Here is a 23,321-nt window from a genome sequence, read left to right as displayed (position 1 = left end):
TTACATAAGGCGTTTGTCAGAAATGGCAGGCGCTTTTTTGTTGCATTTTTATGGGAGCTGTAGTGGCTCCTTTTTTCGTTGGAGAAAGGCGGGTGAGGGTTGTGGCATCCAGGATTCAGGGGATTACGGTGGAGATCGGCGGGGATACTACGAAGCTCTCCACGGCGCTTTCAAAGGTGAATAAGGAGATCCGGGACACGCAGGCGCAGTTGAAGGACGTGAACAAGCTGTTGAAGCTGGACCCCGGCAATGCGGAGCTGATGGCGCAGAAGCAGAGGCTTCTGGCCCAGGCTGTGGGGGAGACCAGGGAGAAGCTGGAGGCGTTGAGGCTGGCGGGGCAGCAGGCGAATGAGGCTCTGGCGAAGGGGGAGATTTCCCGGAGCCAGTATGCTGCCCTGCAGAGGGAGATTGTGGAGACGGAGCAGGCCCTGCGGGATTTGGAGCGGCAGGCGGAGCAGGCTTCGGTGGCTTTGCAGAAGATTGGGGCTGCAGGGGAGAAGCTGCAGGATGTGGGTTCGGTGATTGAGGGGGCCGGGCGGAAGCTGATGCCGGTGACGGCGGCTGTGGGCGGGCTTTCTGCGGCCGCGGTGAAGGTGGCTTCTGATTTTGATTCTGCCATGAGCCAGGTGGCGGCGGTGTCCGGGGCGGCGGGGAAGGAGCTGGATGCCCTGCGGGACAAGGCCAGGGAGATGGGGAGCAAGACGAAGTTCTCCGCTTCGGAGGCGGCGGAGGCTATGAATTATATGGCTATGGCCGGGTGGAAGACCGGGGATATGCTGGAGGGGATTGAGGGGATCATGAACCTGGCGGCGGCTTCCGGGGAGGATCTGGCGACTACTTCGGATATCGTGACGGACGCTTTGACGGCTCTGGGGCTGTCGGCGGCGGATTCGGGGCATTTTGCGGATATTTTGGCGGCGGCGAGTTCTAATGCGAATACGAATGTTGCCATGATGGGGGAGACGTTTAAGTATTGTGCGCCGGTTGCCGGGGCTTTGGGGTTCACGGCGGAGGACACGGCGGAGGATATCGGTCTGATGGCCAATGCGGGCATCAAGTCTTCCCAGGCGGGTACGGCTATGCGGACCATGCTGACGAGCCTGACGGGGGAAGTGACTTTTGTAGGGGATGCGTTCGGGGAGCTGACGGTGCAGACCACCAATGCAGATGGGAGTATGAGAAGCCTGGGGGATATCCTGACAGACTGCCGGGCGGCGTTTGCGCAGATGTCGGAATCTGAACGGGCGGCCAATGCGGAGGCCCTGGTGGGGAAGAATGCCATGAGCGGGTTCCTGGCGGTGATGAATGCGGCTCCTGGGGATATTGAGAAGCTGAACAGTGCTATCAATAACTGTGACGGTACGGCGGAACGGATGGCCGAGACCATGCAGGACAATCTGGCAGGGCAGCTTACGATTTTGAAGAGCCAGTTGGAGGAATTGGCTATCTCTATCGGGGAGATTTTGATGCCGTCTATCCGGCAGGTTGTCGGGTGGATTCAGGGGCTTGTGGACTGGCTGAATGGTCTGGACGAGGGGACGAAGAAGGTCATTGTGACGGTGGCTCTGGTGGCGGCGGCTCTGGGACCGGTGCTGATTGTGGTCGGGAAGGTTGTCGGGGCTGTCGGGACGATCTTGACGGTGGTTCCGAAGGTTGCGGGGGCTGTTTCCGGGGTGATTGGGTTTGTGTCGGGGACGGTGGTTCCGGCGTTGTCGGCGGTGGTGGCGGCTATCGGGTGGGTTCCGATTGCCATTGCTGCGGTGATTGGGGCTGTGGTGCTGCTTTATAATAAGTGTGAGTGGTTCCGGAATGCGGTAAATGCGGTCTGGGCGCAGGTGAGGGACTTTTTTGTTTCTGCCTGGGAGGTTATCTGTTCGTTTTTTACGGAGACTATACCGGCGGCCTGGGAGGCGCTGGTTTCGTTTTTTGAGGGGATTCCGGCCTGGTGGTTGGGGCTTTGGCAGTCGGTGGGGGATTTCTTCGGGAGTGTCTGGACGGGCATGATGGAGAATCCGGTGCTGGCTGGGATTGTGGATATGATCCGCTCTTTGTGGGAGAATCTTTCTGTTACGCTGCGGGGGATCTGGTCTGGGATTCAGACTGCGGCTTCGGGGGCCTGGGAGTTGATTAAAAATGTGGTGCTGGGGCCGGTTCTGCTGCTGATTGATCTGGTGACGGGGAATTTTACGAAGCTGAAAGAGGACGCGCTGCATATCTGGACGAATATTCAGCAGGCGGCTTCTGCTATCTGGACGGGGATTGGGCAGATGGTTGGGGCTGCGGTGCAGGGGCTGGTGAACCATGTGTCTATTTTGTTGTTGGGGCTTCGGGATTTTATGGGGAATCTTTGGTCTGTGGTTTCTTCGGCGGCGGTTGTTGCCTGGAATGGGCTGATAAATCTGGTGGTTTCCGTGGCGGGGAATTTGAGGCAGTCGGCGGTGGAGGCTTTCCGGGGGATGGTGTCGGGGATTGGTTCGGCGCTGGGTTCTCTGGGGAGCGTGGTGCAGGATGGGTTCCAGTCGGCGATTAGGTTTATTACGTCTCTGCCGGGGCGGGCTTTGCAGTGGGGGATGGATTTTATCAACGTGATTGCGGAGGGTATCCGCAGTGCCATAGGGAATGTGGTGAGCGCGGTGTCTGACGTGGCGGATAAGATACGTTCTTTCCTGCATTTTTCTGTGCCGGACGAGGGGCCTTTGACGGATTATGAGAGCTGGATGCCGGATTTTATGGGCGGTCTGGCGAGAGGGATTGAGAGGAGCCGGGGGCTGGTGCGGAAGGCTGTGGAGGGCGTGGCCGGGGATATGGTGGTGAGCCCGAAGATGGCGGATATGCAGGCGGTCCAGGCGCAGGGGGCTTCTCTGGAGGCTGTGCGGCAGATGGTTTCGGGGCTGCGGGAGATGTTTGTGGGGATGCAGAGCGGGGAGAATTTGGGGACGATCTGTATTCCGGTGTATGTGGGCGGCACGCTGCTGGATGAGGTGGTGGTGGACGCGCAGGCGAGGCAGAATCTTAGGTCGGGAGGGAGATAGGGATGGCGTTTGTACAGTATCTGGTGTTTGACGGTGTTTTGCTCCCTCTGCCGGAATCTTATGAGGTGCAGATGGTTGACGTGGAGGCGGATTCCGGCGGGGAGACGGAAGCCGGGACTACCCAGAGGGATGTGGTAAGGCTGGGGGTGGTGTCTATTGCGGTGAGTTTTTCGGTTTCTCCGAGGTGGCTGAAAGTGCTGACGGGGTTTAAGCAGAGGGAGAAGATTTCCGTGGGGTATTTTGATACGGAGTCGTTGGAGATGAAGGAGGCGGAGATGTTTGTTGAGGGGTATAAGGCGGTGCTGGTGAAGGATACTTCTTTTAAGGGACTTTGGAAGGTGTCGTTTACATTAAGGGAGTTTTAAGAGAAATAACAGATGATTTTTGGCGGGATATGCTGTATAATGAGGAAGTAACAAGGAATTTAGATAATACTGTGGGAGGCGGTTGTTTGATGGCTGCTGTACATGATGATGGTATTGTGAATCATGAAAATACGAATATTGTAAAAAAAGATGAGAAAGTTACTTCTCCGAAACTACCTGTTGAGAAAGTCTTAAATATTACTTCAAATAAAACAGATATAGATTTTGATGGGATTTTAGCAAGATTAATGCAATATACAAATATGGCAGACGCTCTTACTCATATAGAAAGAGCAGTAGAATATGTAGTTCAGATTCCGGTAAAACATCAAAAGGCTTTTCAAGCAGGCGAACTATTTATTAATCAAAATTCTAAAACCGGAGTTATGTGGCCTACACTTTATAAATCTTTGGAAGGTGGCAAACGACAGTTTGTAGATAACCTTCCGATTAGGCAAGAAGAAATCATACAAGGGAATCCGTTTGACAGTATTGCTGTCAGTTATCATAATCTGTATATGCAGCAACGGATTAATGAGCTTGCAGAGATAATGAATCAGACATACCGCACGGTAGAACGAATTGAACAAGGCCAAAAGGATGATAGGATTGGTTTTTTGCTGGCAGGAAGAGATCAGATTCTTCTTGCTATTAAATCGGAATCAAAAGAGCGTGTTATTGCAATAGAACAAGGTAGAAGTAATATGTTTGTGGCACAAAGGCAATTATTACAGACATTTAAACGCCGTGTAAATAGTTTTGAAGCGATTCCAGAAAGCAAATGGAAGCGGTTTGGAATGGAGTTATTACATTCGGGTTCGCTAAGACAAAAAGATAAAGAATTTTTGGAAATACAAGAATACTATGCTTTATATTTGCAAGCAACTCAAATGATTGCTGCATCCTATGCGATATGTGGACAGATTGAATCCGCTGAACAAGTTTTTAATATGGCAGAAAAAGAAATGAAAACGATAGATTTTAATGCATTAAAAACTTTGCGGTATATCCATAAAGAAAATACAGAAATGTTTTATTATCATGCGGATGAATATGTGGCATCTGAACGAAATATTTGTTTGGAAGATGCGCAAGACTATGATGCCATTAGTATTCAAATAAGTGGGGAGAAACTTTTGGAGGTATTTGAAAATGGCAGAACAAAAGAGATTTCAAAATCAGACACTAAATAGTGAAGATTATCAAAAAACAGAATCAGGAGCACAATTATTGAAAGATGGTGGGAAGGTATTGGGGATAGTTCTATTGGGGGCAGGGGTGATAAAAAAGTATGGTCCTGAAATTATAAAAGGAATAAACAAAGTACGGAAAACATGATTTTTTAAAATTGATGAACATATTTAAACAAGGCATCAGTCTGGAAGGTCTGGTGCTTTTTGCGTGGAAGGGGGTGTTTTCATGTATCCGGTGAGCGAGGCGTTCCTGCGGGCGGTGCAGGAGAATACCCGGAGGTATTATTGGACGGGGAGGATCACTACGAAGGGCGGGGCGGTGTATCCGTTCGGATATGAGGATATTGTGAAGGGGAGCGGGTATATTTCGGCCCAGTGCTGCGGGAGCGCGGAGATTGAGCTGGGGACGGTGTATGCGGCGGAGATGGGTGTTACGCTGTTTTCCCAGGTGGACCGGTATACGCTGGACGGGGCGAAGGTGGAGCTTTTCTATCATCTGCGGGTGGAGGGCGGCGGGTTTGAGGAAGTGCCGATGGGGAGTTTTGAGGTGAGCGAGGCGAACCGGACGGCACATTGCCTGGAACTGAAAGCCTATGATTACATGCTGCGGTTTGAGAAGAGTTTTAACGGGTTTGAGGCTGTGGGGAATGCCTGGGATTTTCTGGAGCTGTGCTGTAAGGCTTGTGGTGTGGAGATGGAGAACACGCAGGGGGAGATTGAGGGGATGCCCAACGGGAGGGAGCTGCTTTCGATCTACCCGGAGAATGATATTGGGACGTACCGGGATGTGCTGTTTTTTGTGGGGCAGGTGCTGGGCGGGTTTTTCTGTATCAACCGGCGGGGGAGGCTGGAGCTTCGGAAGTACGGGGCGGAGCCGGTGCTGGAGGTACAGGGGAGGCATCGGTTTTCCAGCAGTTTTTCTGATTTTATTACCAGGTATACGGCGGTGAGTTCTACGAACCTGCGGACGCAGACGGCGGAGTATTATGGGCTGGAGGTGGATGACGGGCTGACCATGAACCTGGGGGTGAACCCGCTTCTGCAGTTTGGGCTGGAGGAGACCAGGAGGCAGTTGTGCGGGAATATACTGGCTGACCTGGCGGCGGTGAATTATGTGCCTTTTGATTCCAGTACCATAGGGAATCCGGCTTTGGACCTGGGGGATGTGCTGACGTTTACGGGCGGGCAGGCGGACGGGGAGCAGATGACCTGTATCACGTCTTTTCAGTGCAGGATTGGCGGGAGGCAGAGCCTGAAATGTGTGGGGAAGAATCCCAGGCTGGCTCAGGCGAAGTCTAAGAATGACAAGAATATTTCCGGGCTTTTGAACCAGATTGAGGCCGGGAAGGTGGGGATTCATACGTTTACCAATGCTTCTGCTTATGTGGTGGCGGAGGACAGGGTGCGGGTGATCAGTATTGAGTTTGCGGCGAAGGAAGAGACCCATGTGCAGTTTTTCGGGCAGGCGGTTGTGGATGTGAGGGCGGCGCAGGTGGAACGGAGTGCCAGTGCGTCCGGGAGTATCGTGGTTCCGATTCCGGCGGGGACTGGCGGAAGTGAGGATAGCGGAGAAGTTGATGGAGCCGGGGACGGCGGATATGGTGTGGGAGCTGATTCTGGCGGAAGCGGTGAGGAAGGCCGTGGCAGGATTGGAGAGAAGACGGGAACCAGCGGCGGAAAGGCTGTTGGTGCGGTTTTGGAAAATGGAGAAAGTGTTGGAGCCGTTGAAATGTCTGGTAAGAGTGCCGGAGATGACGGCGGGACCGGGGGAGGTACGGAGGAAGTCACGGTGGAGGTGGAGCTTCCGGTCATCTGGACGGAGGACGGTCAGGCGGTTGTTTATGTTACTTATGAGTTGAATGATTCGGAGATTCTGGCCCACCGGCCGGTGGAGACCTGGGGGAGCGGGAAGCATATTCTGTCTTTGTATTATCCGATTGATAGCCTTGTGCCGAACATTACCAATACGTTCAATGTGTATCTGCGGATGGAGGGCGGCACGGGGGAGATTGAGACGGGCGGGTGTATTGCTTCTATCAGCGGGCAGGGGATGGCTGCGGCTGCTGCCTGGGACGGTACGGTTACGGTGGAGGAATCTGTGGGGCGGTTTGCTTTGGGCGGCGGCCTGGGGATGAAGGTGTTTGCCGGGGATATGGGGATTGAGACCATGGAGCTGGTGCAGAAGAGTTATGGGGACAGTATGGGGAAGGTATTGATCGGGGCTTTTGGGAAGCCTTTTGAGGTTGGATAGGAAGGAGCGGAAGTGTATGAGGCTGAAAGGGACGATGGTTCTGGAACTGACGGATGGGGCCACGGGGGAGGTGGAGACGGTCACGGAGGAAAATATGGTGACGGAGGCGGTGAATAATATTCTGGGGATGAACCCCATGGGGGTATTTTATTCGGAGGAACGGCTGGCGGATGTGTTGTCGTGGAATGATGTTTTGCTGCCGGTCTGCCCGAACATGGTAGGGGGGATTCTGCTTTTTTCCAAGGCGCTGGAAGAGGATGCGGGGCATATTTATGAGATGTCGGACAATCTGCCGGTGGCTTATGCTTCCAACAATGTGAATACTACGGCGAATGCGGCCAGGGGGAGTCTGAACCAGACGGAGAGCAAGGTTTTGGAAAATGGGTATAAGTTTGTGTGGGAGTTTACGCCGAGCCAGGGGAACGGGACGATTGCGGCGGTGGCTTTGACCAGCGCCCAGGGCGGGCAGAACGGGTACGGGAGCCTGGTGGGGGATGGCAGTGCGTTTTTGCGGATTAAGAAGCTGGATATCGGGGATCTGGGGAAGGAGAGGCAGGTTGTGTTGTTTGAGGCGGTGGAGATGGATTTTGAGAGGGACCTGCTGTATTCGATTTGTTTTGAGGATTCCAGTGTGAGGGTGCGGAAGGTGAGGCTGCCGGTTTTCAGTGTGGGGCTGAATGAGAGGCTGGATGATTCTACTTATACGGTTTTGGAGGATCATGCGGTTTCGGTGGAGACGTTTTTGTTTCTGGGGAGTTATACGTTGTATGGGGAGTTTCTGGACGGGAAGGACGGGTACTGGTACGGGTTTTCCAATGAGGGCAATTCTTCCGGGAACGCCAGGGTGCTCTGGGTGAGGATTTCCAAGGTGGATTATTCGGTGACGGAGGGGGAGTGGACGCTTTCCAATGCGAAACTGATGGCCGTTGGGGAGCGGGATATGAGCGGGAGTTATCCGGAGCGGAAGTGCAGGTGCTGTATGCGGGGCGGATATCTGTATGTGCCGGCCTATGACAAGAAGGGGATTTATAAGATCAATGTGGCGAATACGGCGGATGTGTCGCTGATTGCTTTTGGATTTACTTCTAAGATGAAGCCGCTTTGTGAGTCGGGGACTTGTGAGCTGTTTTTGACTTTGGTTGGGGATTTGATCGTGGGCGGGGATTTTCAGGTGACGGTGGAGGATGTGGTTATCCATACCCAGGGGAGCGCGAGGCTGGGGAGTGCGGCTACGCCGCTGTTTCAGTATAAGCAGTTTCTGGTGGGGTGGGGAGGCAGTTACGGGAATGAGTACCGGCATATGTATCTGCTGACGCCTTATCTGGCTACGATCAATAATCTTTCTTCGGCGGTGGTGAAGGATGCCAATAAGACTATGAAGATTACTTATACGCTGACGGAGGTTGAGAGTGGGGAGGGGTGAGAGGGGTATGGAATGGCAGAGAATGATTGAGATAGGCGGGAACGGCATGAGACGGCAGGGATGAGCAGGGAATGGTTTGGGATATGGAAGAATGGTATGGAGTGTAGGGAAATGGGTTGAGGTGTGTGGGAATGGGATGAAATGTTAGGGAATGGTGTGCGGATATTGGATTGGGAACAGGGCGGCGGCTTTTGGGAGCGGGCCGCTTTTTCCATAGAAAAATCAGAGAAAGCGAGGGATTTTGTATGAAGGAGTTTGTGAGTGTGATAGAGTGCGGGTTTGCGGCTATGGGTGGATACCTGGGCTGGGCCATGGGCGGGTTTGACGGTTTTCTGTATGCCCTGGTGGTGTTTGTGGCGGTGGATTATGTGACGGGGCTGATGGCTGCTGCAGTGGAGAAGAGGCTGTCCAGCGGCGTAGGGTTCCGGGGTATTTTTAAGAAGGTTGTGATTTTCTGCTTGGTGGCTCTGGGGCATATTTTGGACACGCATATCATTCAGAACGGGAGCGCGGTGCGGACGGCGGTGATTTTCTTTTATCTGTCCAATGAGGGGATTTCGATTCTGGAGAATGCGGCCAGGATTGGGCTGCCGGTGCCGGAGAAGCTGAAAGGGGTTCTGGCGCAGTTGCGGGAGGAAAAGGGGAAGGAGTAGGAGACGGTACGGAGGATAAGGGCGGTTAAGTATAGCTGGGGATTTTTTGAGGGTTTTGTGAGCGGGCATCAGTGTGAAAGCTGGTGCCTTTTTTCGTGCAGTGAATTGGAGAATGTTTCCGGGCGGGGAACGGGAGAAGGAGAGTGATTTTGTATGAAGCTGATTCAGAAGTTTTTAACGGAGTCCGGGTGTTACCGGGCGGGGAGGAAGATTGCGGTGAAGGGGCTGATGATCCATTCGGTGGGGTGTCCACAGCCGAAGGCTTCTGTGTTTATGAAGAACTGGGATAAGGCGGATGCGGGGGCCTGTGTCCATGCCATTGTGGAGCCGGGAGGGGATGTGTACCAACTTCTGCCCTGGGATTATAGGGGATGGCACTGCGGCGGTGACGGGAACGGGACGCATATTGGGGTGGAGATGACGGAGCCTGCCACGATCCGGTATACGGGCGGTTCGGACTGGACGGAGACCGGGGACGGGAGAGGTACGAGGGATCATGTGCTTGCCGCTTATGGGTATGCGGTGGAGCTGTTTGCTTATCTGTGCCGGATGTTTGGGCTGGACCCTCTGGCGGACGGTGTTGTGGTTTCCCATTCGGAGGGGCATAGGAGGGGGATTGCCAGCAATCACGGGGACGTGGAGCATATCTGGAAGAGGTTTGGGCTGTCTATGGGGAAGTTTCGGAAGGATATTAAGGCGGCTATGGACGGTGTGGAGACTGGGAACGGGAGTGGCGGTGCCGGGAATGGCGGTTCTGGCGCAGGTGTTTCCGGGCTTACGGGGATTATGGGGAAGGCTGCGGCAACGGCGGAGCAGATGCGGGAGTATGTGAAGGGGAAGAATCCGGGGGTGGCGCAGTCGGTTCTGGATATGGTGCTACTGTATCTGTCGGAAGGGGAGGCCGAGGGCGTGAGAGGGGATGTGGCTTTTGCCCAGTCGTGCCTGGAGACGGGGAACTTTACGTTTTCGGGTTCGGCGGTCTCTTTGGAGCAGAATAATTTTGCCGGGATGTGCGTGACGCAGAACGGCATGAAAGGGTTGTCCTTTGATACGGCACAGCTTGGGATACGGTGCCAGGTACAGCACCTGAAAGCCTATGCTTGTACGGAGGCTTTGGTGAATGAAAATATAGACCCGCGCTTTAAGTATGTCACACGGGGCTGTGCGCCTTATGTGGAGTGGCTGGGTATTTCAGAGAATCCCCAGGGGAAAGGCTGGGCTGCGGGGGCCGGGTATGGGGAGAAGGTCCTGGGGATTTTGAGGGAGATTACCGGGGAGGCCGGGAGCGGCGGAAGCGGTTGCGGTGTGCCGGGGAATCCGGTGGAGCCTATGGCCGGGTTTGTGAAGGTGTTCTATAAGGGCAGGGACGGGGTGAATGTGCGGACTGCTCCCTGCATGGGGGACAATGTGGACCAGGTGGTGTATGAGGGGATTTATACGGTGACGGGCATCAGCGCGGATAAGCGGTGGTACAGGCTGAAATCGGGGCTTTTTATTACGGCGGATGCGGAGTATGTGATGTTCATGGAGAGGCTGCCGGGGAAGTCTTCTTATCTGGTTCGGGTGGATATCCCGGATCTGAATATCCGTAAGGGGCCGGGGACGGATTTTGCCCGGACGGGGCTGTTTACGGGGGTGGGTGTGTTTACGGTTGTGGAGGAAGCTGACGGGAAGGGAGCCGGGAAGTGGGGGCTTTTGAAGTCGTATAAGCGGGAGCGGAACGGATGGATTTCGCTGGATTTTGTGACGAGGCTGTAAGGGCGTTTTTGTTGAGGGGCAGGGATGCCTTATTTTTTTGTCTTGCTATATGCTGCCGGAGGGCTGTTGAGGTCTGTGGGCGCGCCGGCCGAGGGATTCCTCGGCGGTACATACCATGCCGTTGGTATGAATTTTGGAAAGGTAAGGGAATTGGTTATGACGGTGATGGAATTGGACGCGCTGAAAGACGTGGATGTGAGGACTGTGGAGAAGGAGGGGCTTGTGGATATCCGGGAGGTGGAGATTGACCGGAGACTGCCGCTGGAGGAACGGAAGAGGGCTTATCTGGAGGCGGTGGGGAATCCTTATGCGGTGCGTGTGGGGGATATGAAGGTGAGGGTACGGTTTGCGGAGGATGGGGGCTCTTTTGAAGAGGCTTTTGAAAATATGCTGCGGAATGTTTAAAATAACATTGGACTTTTTGGGGCGGAGGCGCTATGATTGTCTTAGGGACAAGTTAGTGCATCCGCCTTTTTGATTTTGCAGGTGATTCTGGCAAATTAGAAAGGAGCGGAAGCACATGAAGAACAGACAATTCAAGAGGATCTATCATGCCGCCATCTATGTCCGGCTGTCGAAGGAGGATGGCGATGTTGCGGGCGTGTCTAAGGCGGAGAGCAACAGCATTTCTAATCAGAAAGAGTTAATCAGAGATTTCCTGAAGGACAAAGAGGATATTGTGGTGGTTTCGGAACGGGTGGACGACGGGTACAGCGGTTCCAGTTTTGAGCGGCCTGGGTTCCAGCAGATGCTGGAGGATATACGGCGGGGCGTGGTGGACTGTGTGGTTGTCAAGGATCTGTCCAGGTTCGGGCGTGAGTACATTGATACGGGACGCTATATTGAGCGGCTGTTCCCGGCTCTTGGGGTGCGCTTTATTGCGGTGAATGACCATTATGACAGTTTGAGAGGGGACGGGCAGGGGGACGAGATTCTGGTTCCTTTTAAGAACCTGATCAATGACGCTTACTGCCGGGATATTTCGGTGAAGATCCGGAGCCATTTGGAAGTGAAGCGGAGGAAAGGGGAGTTTATCGGCGCTTTTGCGCCTTATGGGTATCAGAAGGACGGTGAGGACCGCCACAGGCTTGTGGTTGATGCTTATGCGGCCGGGGTGGTGCGGGATATTTTCCGTATGAAGCTGCACGGCATGAGCCAGGATGCCATTGCCGTGAAGCTGAACAGTGACGGTATCCTTTCTCCGATGGAGTATAAGAACAGTCGGGGCATCAATTTCCGGACGGCGTTCCGGGTGAAGGCGGCGTCCGGGTGGAGCCCGGTGGCGGTGAGGCGTATTCTGGAAAATGAGGTCTATATTGGAAATCTGGTGCAGGGGAGGCAGTCTACGCCGAACCATAAGGTGAAGAAATCCATACGGAAGGGCAAAGAGGACTGGGTGAGGGTTGAGAAGAACCATGAGCCGGTGGTCAGCGAGAGGGATTTTGCGGTTGTTCAGAAGCTGCTGGGGATGGATACGAGGACGGCGCCGGACAGGGAGGGCGTGTATCTGCTGTCCGGGATTGCTGTGTGCGGGGACTGCGGGGCCCCGATGGTGCGGAAGGTGTCTTCGGTGAATGGGAAGAGGTATTGTTATTATATCTGTTCCGGGCATAAGGCGGGCGGGAGCTGCGGTTCCCACCGGATTCCGGTGCAGGCGCTGGAGGATGCGGTGTTTGTGCTGTTGAAGAGGCATATAGGGTGTATCCTGGATCTGGAGAGGGTCTTGGAATATGCGGGGACGGTGCCGTTTAGGGATTTGGATGTCCGGAAGCTGGAGGAACGGCGGGAGAAGCTGTTAGGCGAGGTGGAGAGGTGCCGGGAGCTGCGTATGATGCTTTATGAGGACATGAAGGACGGGGTGATCACGAAGGAGGATTATGTGGAGCTCCATGCCGCGTATGAGGCCAGGGGGAAGGAGGCGCAGGAGGCGGCAGGGAAGGCGGAGAGGGAGATCCGGGCTGTCCTGGAAGGGGATGAGGACAAGTACCGGTGGATTTCTTATTTTAAGGAGTATCGGGATATCGGGGAGCTGACCAGGGATGTGGTGGTGGCGCTGATTTCGGAAGTGCGGGTGTATGACAGGGAGAATATTGAGGTTGTGTTTGATTTTGCGGACCAGTACCGGCAGGCTTTGGAATATGTGGAGGGCAGGGAGTGTCCGGGGCTGGAAGGGGTGTCTGCCGGAAGGGAGGCGGTCTGATATGGCAAGGAAGAGCAGGAAGAAGCTGAACGGGGCTGTTGGGAAAGTGGAGAAGGCTGTGCTGTTCCGGGCAGGGCTGTATGCGAGGCTTTCTTATGAGTCCGGGGTGAACCGGGAGCGGGGGACTATTGAGACGCAGATGGAGCTTATGAGGGGCTTTGTGGAGGGTGCGGAGGATATTGTAGTACAGGAGACGTATTCGGACGCTTCTTTTACGGGGACCACGTTTGAGCGTCCGGGCTTCGAGCGGATGATGGGGGATATCCGGGACGGGAAGATTAATTGTGTCATTGTGAAGGATCTGTCCAGGCTTGGGAGGAATTATGTGGAGGCCGGCAATTATATTGAGCGGGTGTTCCCGTTTCTGGATGTGCGGTTTATTTCGGTGAATGACGGGTTTGATTCTTTCCGGTGCGGGACGGATTTGTCCATGCCTTTGAAGAATATCGTGAATGAGTATTATGCGAAGGATATTTCCCGGAAGGTGACTTCTGCCTTGAATACGGCGCGGGCGGAGGGGAAGTTTGTGATCAAGCTGGCTCCTTATGGGTATTTGAAATCGCCGGAGGATAAGCAGAGCCTGGTGGTGGACGGGGAGACGGCTGGGGTTGTGAAGCGTATTTTCCGGCTGTTCCTGGAGGGGAACGGCTATGGGAGGATCGCGGGAATCCTGAACGGGGAGGGCATTCCATGTCCGGAGGTCTACCGGAAGTCAAGGGGGCTTCCGGTGACGGGGCATAAGGGGTGTGTGGAATGGACGGGGATCGTGGTGAAGCGGCTGCTGTCGAATGAGTATTATACGGGGGATTCTGTCCATGGGAAGACTGGCGGGAAGTTGTTTGGGGGCGGTTCCGGCGGGGGAGAGGACGCTGGCGGGTATGTGGTAAGGGATACCCATGAGGCGCTGGTCTCCAGGGTTGATTTTGACAGGGTGCAGGAGATGAAGGCGGAGCAGGCGCGGGTTTATAACGGGAAACGTGCGGAGGGCAGGCGCTGTGCGGCGGGGAGGAATAAGTTTAAGAAGAAGGTGGTGTGCAGTGACTGTGGAAAGACGATGTATCTGTTCCGGGCGGTATCGCAGGAGGGGGATAAGTTTTTTTATGGCTGCAGCTCCCATAACAGGAGCCGGAAGGTGTGTCCGTACCGGCATAAGGTCATGCTGGAGGATCTGGAGGCTGCGGTGTTCGGGGTTATCAGGAGCCATATGGATGCCTGTCTGGATGCGGAGCGGCTGGTCCGGAAGCTGAATGCCGGGAGGCAGGGGATGGAGCGGTACAGGCTGATGTCCAGGCAGGCGGAACGTATCCGGGAGAGGATGCGGCAGGCTGCGGGGAAGAAGGCGGGGCTGTATGCGGATTTTGCAGAGCGGCTGATTGACGGGAAGGAATATGCGGCGCTGTCGGAGCGGTATACGAAGGAGGCGGAGGCGCTTTCTGCGGAGCTGGAGCGGCTGTTGGAGGAGCGGGAGAGGTATGAGAGGGATTTTCATATAGAGGAAGGCTGGGAGAAGACGGTGCGCGGGTTCCTGGGGGAGCGGGAGCTGACCCAGGGGATGGTGGACGCTTTTGTGACGAGGGTTTCTGTGGACAGGGATGGGAACTGTGAGGTGGTCCTGGCCTATGATGACATGCTTGCGGAGCTTTTGGGGGCTGTGAGGGAAAGGGAGGCGGAGAATGATGAAGGTTGATGTGGTGGCTAAGTATATCCGGCTGTCGGATGAGGATGTGGATACCGGGAGGGGCGTGAAGCAGGAGAGTAACAGTGTTGTGTCCCAGAGGCGGCTTCTGGACGGGTTTATTGAGGGGGATGCGGGGCTTGGAAGGTGCCGGGTGCTGGAATTTTGTGATGACGGGTTCAGTGGGACAGATTTCCGGCGCCCCGGTTTTGAGGGCATGATGGAGGCGGTGAAGCGTGGGGAGATTGGCTGTGTCATTGTGAAGGATTTTTCCCGTCTGGGGAGGGATTATATTGAGGTGGGGAGTTATCTGGAACAGATTTTCCCGCTGATGGAGGTGCGGTGTATTTCGGTGAATGACCATTATGACAGTGAGGGTGTGCTGGGGACTGATGGCGGCTTGAATGTGGCGTTTAAGAACCTGATTAATATGCTGTACAGCAGGGATCTGTCTAAGAAGATACGGTCTGCGCAGATGGCGCGGGCGCGGAAAGGGGAGTACCTGGGCGGGTTTGCCAGGTATGGGTATGAGAAGTCCCCGGAGGATAAGCACCGGCTGGTGGTTGACCCAGAGGCGGCGGAGGTGGTGAGGAAGATTTTTACCATGGCGGCGGACGGGGTTACGGTTTCGGGGATTGCGCGGTATCTGAATGATAATGGTGTGCTTACCTGCGTGGAGTATAAGCAGGGGAAGGACAGCCGGTATCAGCATCCGGGCGGCGGGGTGAAGAAGCTGTGGGGCCCCCAGTCGGTGCGCTCTATTTTGTCGGATGAGACTTATATCGGGAAGGTGGTGTGGAACCGTTCGGAGAAGTCTATCACTACAGGGAAGCGGATGCTGTGGCATGACCGTTCGGAGTGGGTGGTTGTGGACGGGCAGCATGAGCCGCTGGTGTCGGAGGAATTGTTTGCTTTGGCGAATGAGAGGGCGAAGCCGAAGAAGAGGGACAGGAGCGGCGTGGATATGAGCGGCTTTAAGCGGGAGGTGCTGTTTGTGTGCGGGTACTGCGGGCGGTCTATGGTGAAGAAGAATCATAAGTATTGCTGCCGTTACCGGACCTGCGGGACTGATACGGAGTGCAGGAGGGCGGTGGAGGATATGGAGAAGCTGGAAGGGAGTGTTATGGAGTATGTGCGGAAGACGGCGGAGGTGATGCTGGGCAATTCCAGGCGGAAAGATGTGGAAGCGGAGTGGGAGGCATTGGGGAGGAAGCTGGAGTCTCTGCGGAGGGAGAAGGAGCGGATTTCGGCGGAGAAGATGTTTTTGTATGATAAGTACCGGTCTGGGGGGATGTCGCGGGAGCAGTTTGTGGGGAGGACGGGGAGTATGGGTGTGAGGGTTGAGGAGATTGGGAAGGAGATGGGGGAGGCAGAGGATGGGATTGAGAGGCTGAAAGGGTGTGGCTCCCAGGAGGGGGAGGCTGCGCTGGAGGGGATTGCGGCTCTGCGGGAGTTTGATAAGGGGGTGCTGCGGAAGGGGATTGAGAGAATCAGGGTGTTTGGAGAAGGGCGGATTGAGGTTGTTTGGAAGGGCGGGGATATGTTCGGCGGGGGAGATTCGTAAAAATTTGTAGGAAGATTGACGGAGCCATGAGCGGGGTGCTTGTGGCTTTGGTGGTTTTGGGGTATAATGACAGATATAAAGAAATAAATTTTTAATGTTTGTATACATTCAGAACAAATAACAAAATATTATAGAATGCGAAAACGTTTGATTCAAGTGGAGTAACAGTCATAGGAGGAAAGATGGGAAAGTATATTGAATGTCTATATGCAAGGAATATAGGAAAATATAAAGAAGCCAAGGTTAAATTTAATGAAAAATTTAATTTTTTAGTTGGTGCCAATGGCTGTGGAAAAACAACATTGATTAAATATATGGCAATCATTTTAAATCCCGGAAGGGCAAATGTATTTCGATATGGGGATAATGCAACTGTTTGGGCTGATTATAATGATGATGGCAAGAGTATCAGGGTCGGATTAGGAGAAGGATGGGTTCGAGAAGGTTCAGATTATAGAAAAGCTAGTCATAATATGTGGGTAGCTCCCCAAATGGATGATAATATTTCCGCAACTTACGCTGTAAGCGATTTAGAGGAAAAAGGTATTAATTTTGCTCCATTGATTTTAGGAGCATATCGAAGGATTGAATACCAAGAAATTGAAGGGATGAAAAAAGAAGCATTACCAATTCAGAAGAGAAATTATTATAGGGAGCAGTCTATTAGTAGTGTTGAAGGAGGTTACTTACCTAATGTAAAACAATGGATGATTAATAGATATTTTGAAATTGAAAAAGAGTGGGCTTATAAATATAGAGAAAATTGGGATTGGATTATTGATAATTTAAGTGCAGTTTCTCCTTTTGGAAAGGATTTTTCGTTTAAAGAAATCAAAAAAGATTTAGAACCTATATTTATGCTTAAAGGAAAAGAATGCTATTTAGAAGAATTGTCCGCAGGTTTTCAAGCAGTTTTGTCACTTATTTTTGCCATTGTAGAGTGGATTGAATCAGTAAATGATGAGGAAAATTTGTCAATTCAAAGAGCTGCGGGAACCGTTTTTATAGATGAATTAGATGTTCATTTGCATCCAGAATGGCAACTGATTATCAGAGGTATGCTAGATAAAATATTTCCTAAGTTGCAATTCATAATTACGACACATTCACCTCATTTAATTGCAAGTGCATATGCAGGAGAGATAATAAAAATACCTAGTGGAGAAAATGTTATCGATATAGCTCCCAGTAATAAATGTTATTCTGGATGGAGTACAGACGAAATATTAGAAGATGTTATGGAAGTTAAAAATCTTGAAAATAAGAAGTATAATATTGTATTAAAAAAAGCTATGGAACACATTATGAATAAAGATATTAAAGGAATACAACGGAGTATAGAAGAACTGGATTTAATTGTGCATCCCAATAATACAATAGTAAATGAAATAAAAATAAAATTGGCAGAGTTACTTTTGGAGGACTGAAATGATACACATAAGCAAAGATAAAACTCCACCTCAAATTTTGTTAGACAATGCGGATAAATGGACTGATGAGTTAAAAAATAATATATGTAAATATGGAGGGTATGCAAAAATTCCAATTGAAATTAAAAATGCTATGTGGACACATTACAGACATGAAAGTATAAAAGATAAATTATTTGCTTCTAGTTTTAATAAATGTGCATTTTGTGAATCTAAACCGGCTGAAAGTGGAAATATTGAGGTTGAACATTTTAAACCTAAATCTTTGTATCCAGATTTGGCATTTAAGTGGGATAATTTTCTTCCAGTCTGTAGAAAATGTAATGATTCCAAGAGGGATCATGATACTGGGAATGAACCTATTGTTAATCCAAGTGTTGATAATCCAGAAGAAATATTTACATATTATTTTCTGAATATAGTGCCAATTAAAGAGTCGGATACTGTAGCTGAAAAAACTATTGAAGTATGCGATTTGAACTCTGAACGATTATATGATGCTAGGTCGAAATTACTTCATTCGCTTTGTTCTTATGAGCATCAAGCCAAAGAGTGGATAAAAGAGATTGATACTTCTGATACACAACGGAAAAGGATTAATAGAATTAATAGGCTGCGCGATTCTGTAGAGATATTAGATAAATTAATGGATGCAGAACAAACTTACGCAGGTTTTTGCAGATATTTTTTGAATAATAGTAAAGTTTATAAAAGGGCAAAGCAATTATTGGAAGAAGAAAGTTGAAAAAATTTTTGTCCTTTACTTGACACAGGCAGAGCCGATGAACTGATGAGTTTTATCTCACAGAGCATCGGCTCTTTCTAAATTACATATCGAAAAAGGACAAGTCCACTGAATAAAAAAAACGGTGTTTCGGTGGGTTGCTTTGTCATGCTTAATTACCCTCGGATTTCGTTTTGAAGTTTGGAGGGATTTTTGTTGAAAAATAAAATAATACATATATCACATGTAAAATTAAGGATTTGTTCCTTAAAAAAATTATACTTACTGTATGTGGACTTTGCACCCTGCAAGTAGAAGTTGTATTTTTGCATATTGGAACTAAAATCTCCCTAAACCGTAAAGGTCTAACAGCCTTTGCGGTTTTTCTTTTGTCGTTTTTTGGAGGGAAACGTCGTAAGTCTGTTTTGGACGCCCACTGCCGTTCACCGCCTGCCAATCTGGATTTTCAAAAAAATTCAGATTGGAGGTACTTACGGTGAAATACGCACCAAGAAAGGTATATATCAAAGAAAATGGCAGTTATACGGAACTGTCTTATAAGGAATTTTGCAGCCGTAGAGAAACGGACAGGGCTTATGCGGACAAGCTCTTTATCCCTGTGCAGGGCTGTTTGATTGAAACGGAACAAACGCATTATGTTGAGTTTTACCGTGACAAGGAGCGGTGGCGTTATCTGAAAAAGATTGATGCAGATAACAGTCTGTTATCCTTAGAAGCGTTTGAGAGTGGTGATGACAATAGTATTGATTTCATCGCTGATGAAGCAGTAAATGTTGCGGAAACCGTTGTCCATAGGATGATGTTGGACAAGCTGCGTTCTGCCATTGCCATGTTATCGGAAGATGAACAAAAGTTGGTAAATGCTATCTTTTTTAAAGAACTGTCGGAAAGGGAATGGTCGAGTATTTCGGGCATCCCGCAAAAGACAATCAATGACCGAAAACGGAAGATATTAGCCAAGCTCAAAAAACTTCTGGAAAAATAAAAAATTATTCCGCTCAAGCCCCTCACTTTTTCCTTTGGAAAAGTGAGGGGCTTTTTTATAGGCTTCCTAGAGTTCTTTGACAACCGAATACCCATTCACCAAATACATTCTCTTTGGGGCTGTAATAAGCATAAGCGTGTGCAGCGGTACGCCATGACCCGCCGAAAGGCAGCGAGCGGATAAATTACCGACTCAAAATATCGGGCAGCTCCCGATTCCGCCATGACCCACAAAGAGGACAATGATACTCCCGTCCCGTCACAGTCCGAGCGGTAACCAATCCGCCGCAGGCAATGAGGGCGGCTCTGTCAGACCGACAGTTGGGGTGCAACTCCCGTGGCGTCAGTTCGCTGCTGACCGTTTGGTGACTTCCCTTGCGTAATCACGCATCAGCATTTTCGGGGTGTCGGGGACAAATAGAAAATGCCTTTTATCATAAAGCCAGATGTGGGGCGGTCAATGGAAACAGAGCTTGTTTTATATTCTCCCGACCTTAAATGCTTCCTTGCGTCTGGCTGTTACATAGGCAGGACATTCCTGCTTAAATCCAGATAGGAGGTTAGAAAGAATATGGAAAGAACAATCAGGCGTGGTGACATCTACTATGCAGAGCTTAATCCCGTTGTCGGTTCGGAGCAGGGCGGCACACGACCCGTACTTATCATTTCCAATAATATGGGCAACAGGCACAGCCCGACAGTCATTATCGCAGCCATTACAAGCCGAGTGCAGACAAAATCCAAATTGCCGACACATACCGCAGTAAATGATTTTGAGGGGCTTGATAAGGATTCCGTTGTACTGCTTGAGCAAATCCGTACAGTAGATAAGAAAAGGCTGAAACAGTATATGGGAATGATGCCGACTGAAACGATGGCAAGGGTTGATAAGGCTCTTGCCATTAGCATTTCACTTAAAAATGTTTCAGAAAATAATTGTGCGAATTAGTGGAAATGGGAGGATTTGCACATTCGTCAAATGACGGCTGTATCCATATAATTTATGGCATACAGCCGTTAAGTTATGCGGAGGTAGACAGATGGAAAATGTCAAAGAATTTCATAATGCAGAACAACAAAAGAATGAAGCCGATGAAGCAGAAAACTTTGATGTCTTTATAAAAGCTATGGTACAGGCGGTTGAAAAATACGGAAGATTTGTTTTGCAGGAACTGGATTGTGTTGCGTAGGTTTACGCAACCTTACATACCGCATTTTCCAAAATTATCGGAGGTGTTAGAATGAACAGAGAAGGGAAGAAATGTGTTCTGTATCCAAGAGTAAGTACAGAGATGCAGGTTGACGGATATAGCCTTGAGGGGCAGAAAAATAGTTTGAAACGGTTTGCAGACCGTGAGGAAATGGAAGTTGTCGGCATCTACGAAGATGCAGGAAAGTCGGGAAAATCAATCGAGGGGCGACCCGCATTTAAGAAAATGCTGTCCGACATAAAAAACGGGTTGGAAATAGAGTATATCCTTGTCTATAAACTTTCACGTTTTGGGAGAAATGCGGCAGACATTCTAAATTCATTGGAGTTTGTCCAGTCCTATGGGATAAACCTTATCTGCATTGAGGAGGGGATTGATTCATCCCAGACAAGCGGAAAGCTGCTCATATCCGTCCTGTCAGCGGTTGCAGAGATTGAGAGGGAAAATATCATTGAGCAGACCATGAACGGACGCAGGGAAAAAGCAAGGCAGGGCGGTTGGAATGGCGGTTTTGCCCCATATGGGTATTATCTGAAAGACAATCATCTTTTAATAGAGGAAAAAGAAGCCGAAGCAATCCGAATTATATTTGATAAGTTTGGAAATTCAGACATAGGGCTTGGGGGGGTTGCAAAATACCTTAATCTGCAAGGGATAAAGAAGATACCACGCCAGAATGGAAAGTTAGAAACATGGAGCAACCATTTAATACGGCAGATATTAGACAACCCTGTTTATTGCGGAAAAATCGCATATGGCAGAAGAACACGGGAAAAAGTCAAAGGAACGAAAAATGAATACAAGCAAGTCCATACAGATGATTATATCTTAGAGGACGGGCAGCATGAGGGGATTGTCAGTGAGGAACTCTGGCAGAAAGTCCATGCAAAGCGTTTGGCAACAGGAATCAAGCAGCCGTCGAGAATCGGCAAAGAAAGGTCGCATCTTCTGACGGGCGTTCTGAAATGCCCCCTTTGTGGCAGTTCGATGTATACGAATAAACACGCATGGACAAATAAAGACGGCACATATAAGGAAGTCTATTATTATATATGCGGAAGAAATAAGCAGGAGCGGGGGCGTCATTGTGACTACAAGGCATCTTTAAGGAAAATCGACATTGAGCCACTTGTAGTAGAAGCGGTAAAAGAGCTTGTAAGCGATGCTTATTTTGCAAAAGAGATTGAAAAGCGAATCGGAGTGCAGACAGATACAAGCGTTGTAGACAAAGAACTTGCCAATTATGAAAATAAGCTGAAAGAGGTGGATTTGAATAAAGCACGTTTGGAAAATGAAATTGACAATCTTCCTGTCGATGCCCGATTCCGTGAGAGAAAAATCCATGATATGACATTAAGGCTTGATGCTTTGTATGATACGATGGTGGAGTTGGAGGAACGCATTGAAGATGCCAAATTAAGAAAAAGCTCCATTGAGATGGAAGCCATCACGCTTGATAATGTTTACAAAATCATGCAGAACTTTGGAAAGTTATATGCTATAATGAGTGACGAGGAGAAGAAAAGCTTTATCACTTACCTCATTAAAGAAATCCAGATATATCCGAGCGGAGAATCGAAAATGCCGTTGAAGTCGATAGAGTTTAACTTTCCGATTTATATTGACGGCAAGGAAGTAAGGAAAGTTTTGTGGGAAAGGGGTAATACCGTTGAGACTGTCTGTTTGATGTCTAGGAAAGAGAAATAAATAGCGAAAAGTAGCGTATTTACGGTTTTTTTGAGATTAGGCAATAGCTCATGAAAGTCCGTATTTCTTATATTGAAACATATCTACTGTAAAAACGGTCAGAGGGTTTAGGCTGTGGATTAGATGTCGTGGGTTGTGGCACTAGGATAGATGTTATCTAGGGTGCAAACTCAATTTGAGTGAGTGATTTAGATGTTGTCTAATCCGGAAACTCGACTGTTGGCTATATAGCAGGCAGTGGATTAGATGTTATGGAAGGAGGAGTTTTCATGGAAGATATTTTTACAGGTGATATTTTTGAAAAAATTGAGCCACCGCATGGTGTTTCTTTCAAGATTGTAGGAACTGCATTACCTACAAATCAAGATATTTATTTTGTGGCTAAGTGGCATGAGATTTTTGAACGCTACACTACAGCTAGACTTTTTGTAAGAAAAGCTTTAGAGGATAACTGGGAGTATTGGTTTAATAGGGTTGATGACGAGAAGGTTCAGCATGCAATTGAAAATAAATTCAAGGCAGAATTATATGAAACAGCATTATTAAGCTATAACATTTTGGTTGACCTTACATGGGCATGGACTTATGTTTCTGCAGAATATCTTTTATACACATTTGACGAAGAAGGAAATGTTACAAATGCAAAAGATGTATGCGGAATGCATCCAATTGAAGAAGCATATGAATTACTTAGAAAAACTGAAAACGGTGTATCTACTCCACATGCTGAAGGGAATCCATTCCATTATTTAAAGGTAATGAGACCGGAATTTTCTGATGCTGTAGATACTATAGTTGAATTTTGGAAAGTGTTCTCAAATAGCCCAATTAGAAATCTCTATAATTTTGTGAAGCATAAAGGAAAACCATTGTATGAGGAGGTTGAAAAACCACGCGGTGGAAAAGTTATGTCAATTCTTATTGGAAATGAGGAATATCCTTCTGATATTAGAGATGTCCAAAAAATGATAAGCGTGGAGGAAGGATTAAAAGAATTAATAGACTTCGACAATAATTTGTTGTTTCCTTATGTTGAGAAGCTGCTTAGTCAATTAAAAGTCGCAGTTGACCCTTCACCTATGGCATTTTTATGATTTTATGTGGTGATAAGTAAGAAAATTGAATGCTTT

19 protein-coding genes are annotated in these 23,321 nt (G+C 49.7%); all 19 read left to right on the top strand.

Going from position 1 to position 23,321, the window contains the following annotated elements; genetic code table 11:
* The first annotated feature begins 50 nt into the window (after positions 1-50).
* The 19 genes from EBB54_RS20180 to EBB54_RS20085 all read left to right on the top strand — a co-directional run bounded on the left by EBB54_RS20180 (position 51) and on the right by EBB54_RS20085 (position 23,285).
* The gene (locus tag EBB54_RS20180; RefSeq protein WP_170178099.1) at positions 51-3,032 is read left to right on the top strand and encodes a phage tail tape measure protein; all 2,982 of its coding nucleotides are present in this window, start codon (positions 51-53) and stop codon (positions 3,030-3,032) included.
* Between the two features lie 2 nt (positions 3,033-3,034).
* Positions 3,035-3,397 (top strand): hypothetical protein, encoded by a 363-nt coding sequence (locus tag EBB54_RS20175; RefSeq protein WP_125128719.1) that lies wholly within the window; start codon positions 3,035-3,037, stop codon positions 3,395-3,397.
* A complete protein-coding gene (locus EBB54_RS20170) occupies positions 3,364-4,590 on the top strand; it encodes a (deoxy)nucleoside triphosphate pyrophosphohydrolase (RefSeq protein WP_148099388.1) in 1,227 nt (408 codons plus the stop codon). Before EBB54_RS20175 ends, EBB54_RS20170 begins: the two co-directional genes overlap by 34 nt.
* Positions 4,550-4,735: a hypothetical protein gene (locus tag EBB54_RS20165; RefSeq protein ID WP_125128717.1), complete on the top strand. Its 186-nt coding sequence runs from the start codon at positions 4,550-4,552 to the stop codon at positions 4,733-4,735. The genes EBB54_RS20170 and EBB54_RS20165 overlap by 41 nt, the downstream gene beginning before the upstream one ends.
* Before the next feature lie 81 nt (positions 4,736-4,816).
* The gene (locus EBB54_RS20160; RefSeq protein WP_125128716.1) at positions 4,817-6,841 is read left to right on the top strand and encodes a hypothetical protein; all 2,025 of its coding nucleotides are present in this window, start codon (positions 4,817-4,819) and stop codon (positions 6,839-6,841) included.
* 16 nt (positions 6,842-6,857) lie between these two features.
* Positions 6,858-8,264 carry a hypothetical protein gene (locus tag EBB54_RS20155; protein ID WP_125128715.1) on the top strand — a complete coding sequence of 469 codons (1,407 nt, stop codon included), beginning with the start codon at positions 6,858-6,860 and terminating at the stop codon, positions 8,262-8,264.
* Between the two features lie 245 nt (positions 8,265-8,509).
* Positions 8,510-8,917 (top strand): phage holin family protein, encoded by a 408-nt coding sequence (locus EBB54_RS20150; protein ID WP_125128714.1) that lies wholly within the window; start codon positions 8,510-8,512, stop codon positions 8,915-8,917.
* A 153-nt stretch (positions 8,918-9,070) separates the two neighbouring features.
* On the top strand, positions 9,071-10,675 hold the full coding sequence (locus EBB54_RS20145; RefSeq protein WP_125128713.1) for an N-acetylmuramoyl-L-alanine amidase: 1,605 nt from the start codon (positions 9,071-9,073) through the stop codon (positions 10,673-10,675).
* A 24-nt stretch (positions 10,676-10,699) separates the two neighbouring features.
* Positions 10,700-11,080: a DUF6870 family protein gene (locus tag EBB54_RS20140; protein WP_243127740.1), complete on the top strand. Its 381-nt coding sequence runs from the start codon at positions 10,700-10,702 to the stop codon at positions 11,078-11,080.
* Positions 11,081-11,195: 115 nt separating this feature from the next.
* Complete coding sequence (locus tag EBB54_RS20135; protein WP_125128712.1) at positions 11,196-12,875, top strand: recombinase family protein; 1,680 nt, start codon at positions 11,196-11,198, stop codon at positions 12,873-12,875.
* A gap of 1 nt (position 12,876) precedes the next feature.
* Positions 12,877-14,562 carry a recombinase family protein gene (locus EBB54_RS20130; RefSeq protein ID WP_162307175.1) on the top strand — a complete coding sequence of 562 codons (1,686 nt, stop codon included), beginning with the start codon at positions 12,877-12,879 and terminating at the stop codon, positions 14,560-14,562.
* Positions 14,549-16,114 (top strand): recombinase family protein, encoded by a 1,566-nt coding sequence (locus EBB54_RS20125; protein WP_125128710.1) that lies wholly within the window; start codon positions 14,549-14,551, stop codon positions 16,112-16,114. Before EBB54_RS20130 ends, EBB54_RS20125 begins: the two co-directional genes overlap by 14 nt.
* 182 nt (positions 16,115-16,296) lie before the next feature.
* Positions 16,297-17,541, top strand: a complete 1,245-nt coding sequence (locus EBB54_RS20120) for an AAA family ATPase (RefSeq protein WP_125128709.1) — start codon at positions 16,297-16,299, stop codon at positions 17,539-17,541.
* A 1-nt stretch (position 17,542) separates the two neighbouring features.
* Positions 17,543-18,289 carry an HNH endonuclease gene (locus EBB54_RS20115; protein ID WP_125128708.1) on the top strand — a complete coding sequence of 249 codons (747 nt, stop codon included), beginning with the start codon at positions 17,543-17,545 and terminating at the stop codon, positions 18,287-18,289.
* A 610-nt stretch (positions 18,290-18,899) separates the two neighbouring features.
* Positions 18,900-19,274 carry a sigma-70 family RNA polymerase sigma factor gene (locus EBB54_RS20105; RefSeq protein WP_330554561.1) on the top strand — a complete coding sequence of 125 codons (375 nt, stop codon included), beginning with the start codon at positions 18,900-18,902 and terminating at the stop codon, positions 19,272-19,274.
* A gap of 570 nt (positions 19,275-19,844) precedes the next feature.
* Positions 19,845-20,222: a type II toxin-antitoxin system PemK/MazF family toxin gene (locus EBB54_RS20095; protein WP_125128706.1), complete on the top strand. Its 378-nt coding sequence runs from the start codon at positions 19,845-19,847 to the stop codon at positions 20,220-20,222.
* 91 nt (positions 20,223-20,313) lie between these two features.
* Entirely contained in the window at positions 20,314-20,463 is a 150-nt protein-coding gene (locus EBB54_RS30575; protein WP_166554285.1) for a hypothetical protein, read from the top strand.
* A 51-nt stretch (positions 20,464-20,514) separates the two neighbouring features.
* Positions 20,515-22,191: a recombinase family protein gene (locus EBB54_RS20090; protein ID WP_125128705.1), complete on the top strand. Its 1,677-nt coding sequence runs from the start codon at positions 20,515-20,517 to the stop codon at positions 22,189-22,191.
* A 269-nt stretch (positions 22,192-22,460) separates the two neighbouring features.
* Positions 22,461-23,285 carry a hypothetical protein gene (locus tag EBB54_RS20085; RefSeq protein ID WP_125128704.1) on the top strand — a complete coding sequence of 275 codons (825 nt, stop codon included), beginning with the start codon at positions 22,461-22,463 and terminating at the stop codon, positions 23,283-23,285.
* Positions 23,286-23,321: the final 36 nt, after the last annotated feature.

Source organism: Schaedlerella arabinosiphila (assembly GCF_003885045.1).
Classification (GTDB): Bacteria; Bacillota; Clostridia; order Lachnospirales; family Lachnospiraceae; genus Schaedlerella; species Schaedlerella arabinosiphila.
Note: the sequence above shows the minus strand (reverse complement) of the source record. Positions and strands in the feature narration are given on the sequence as shown.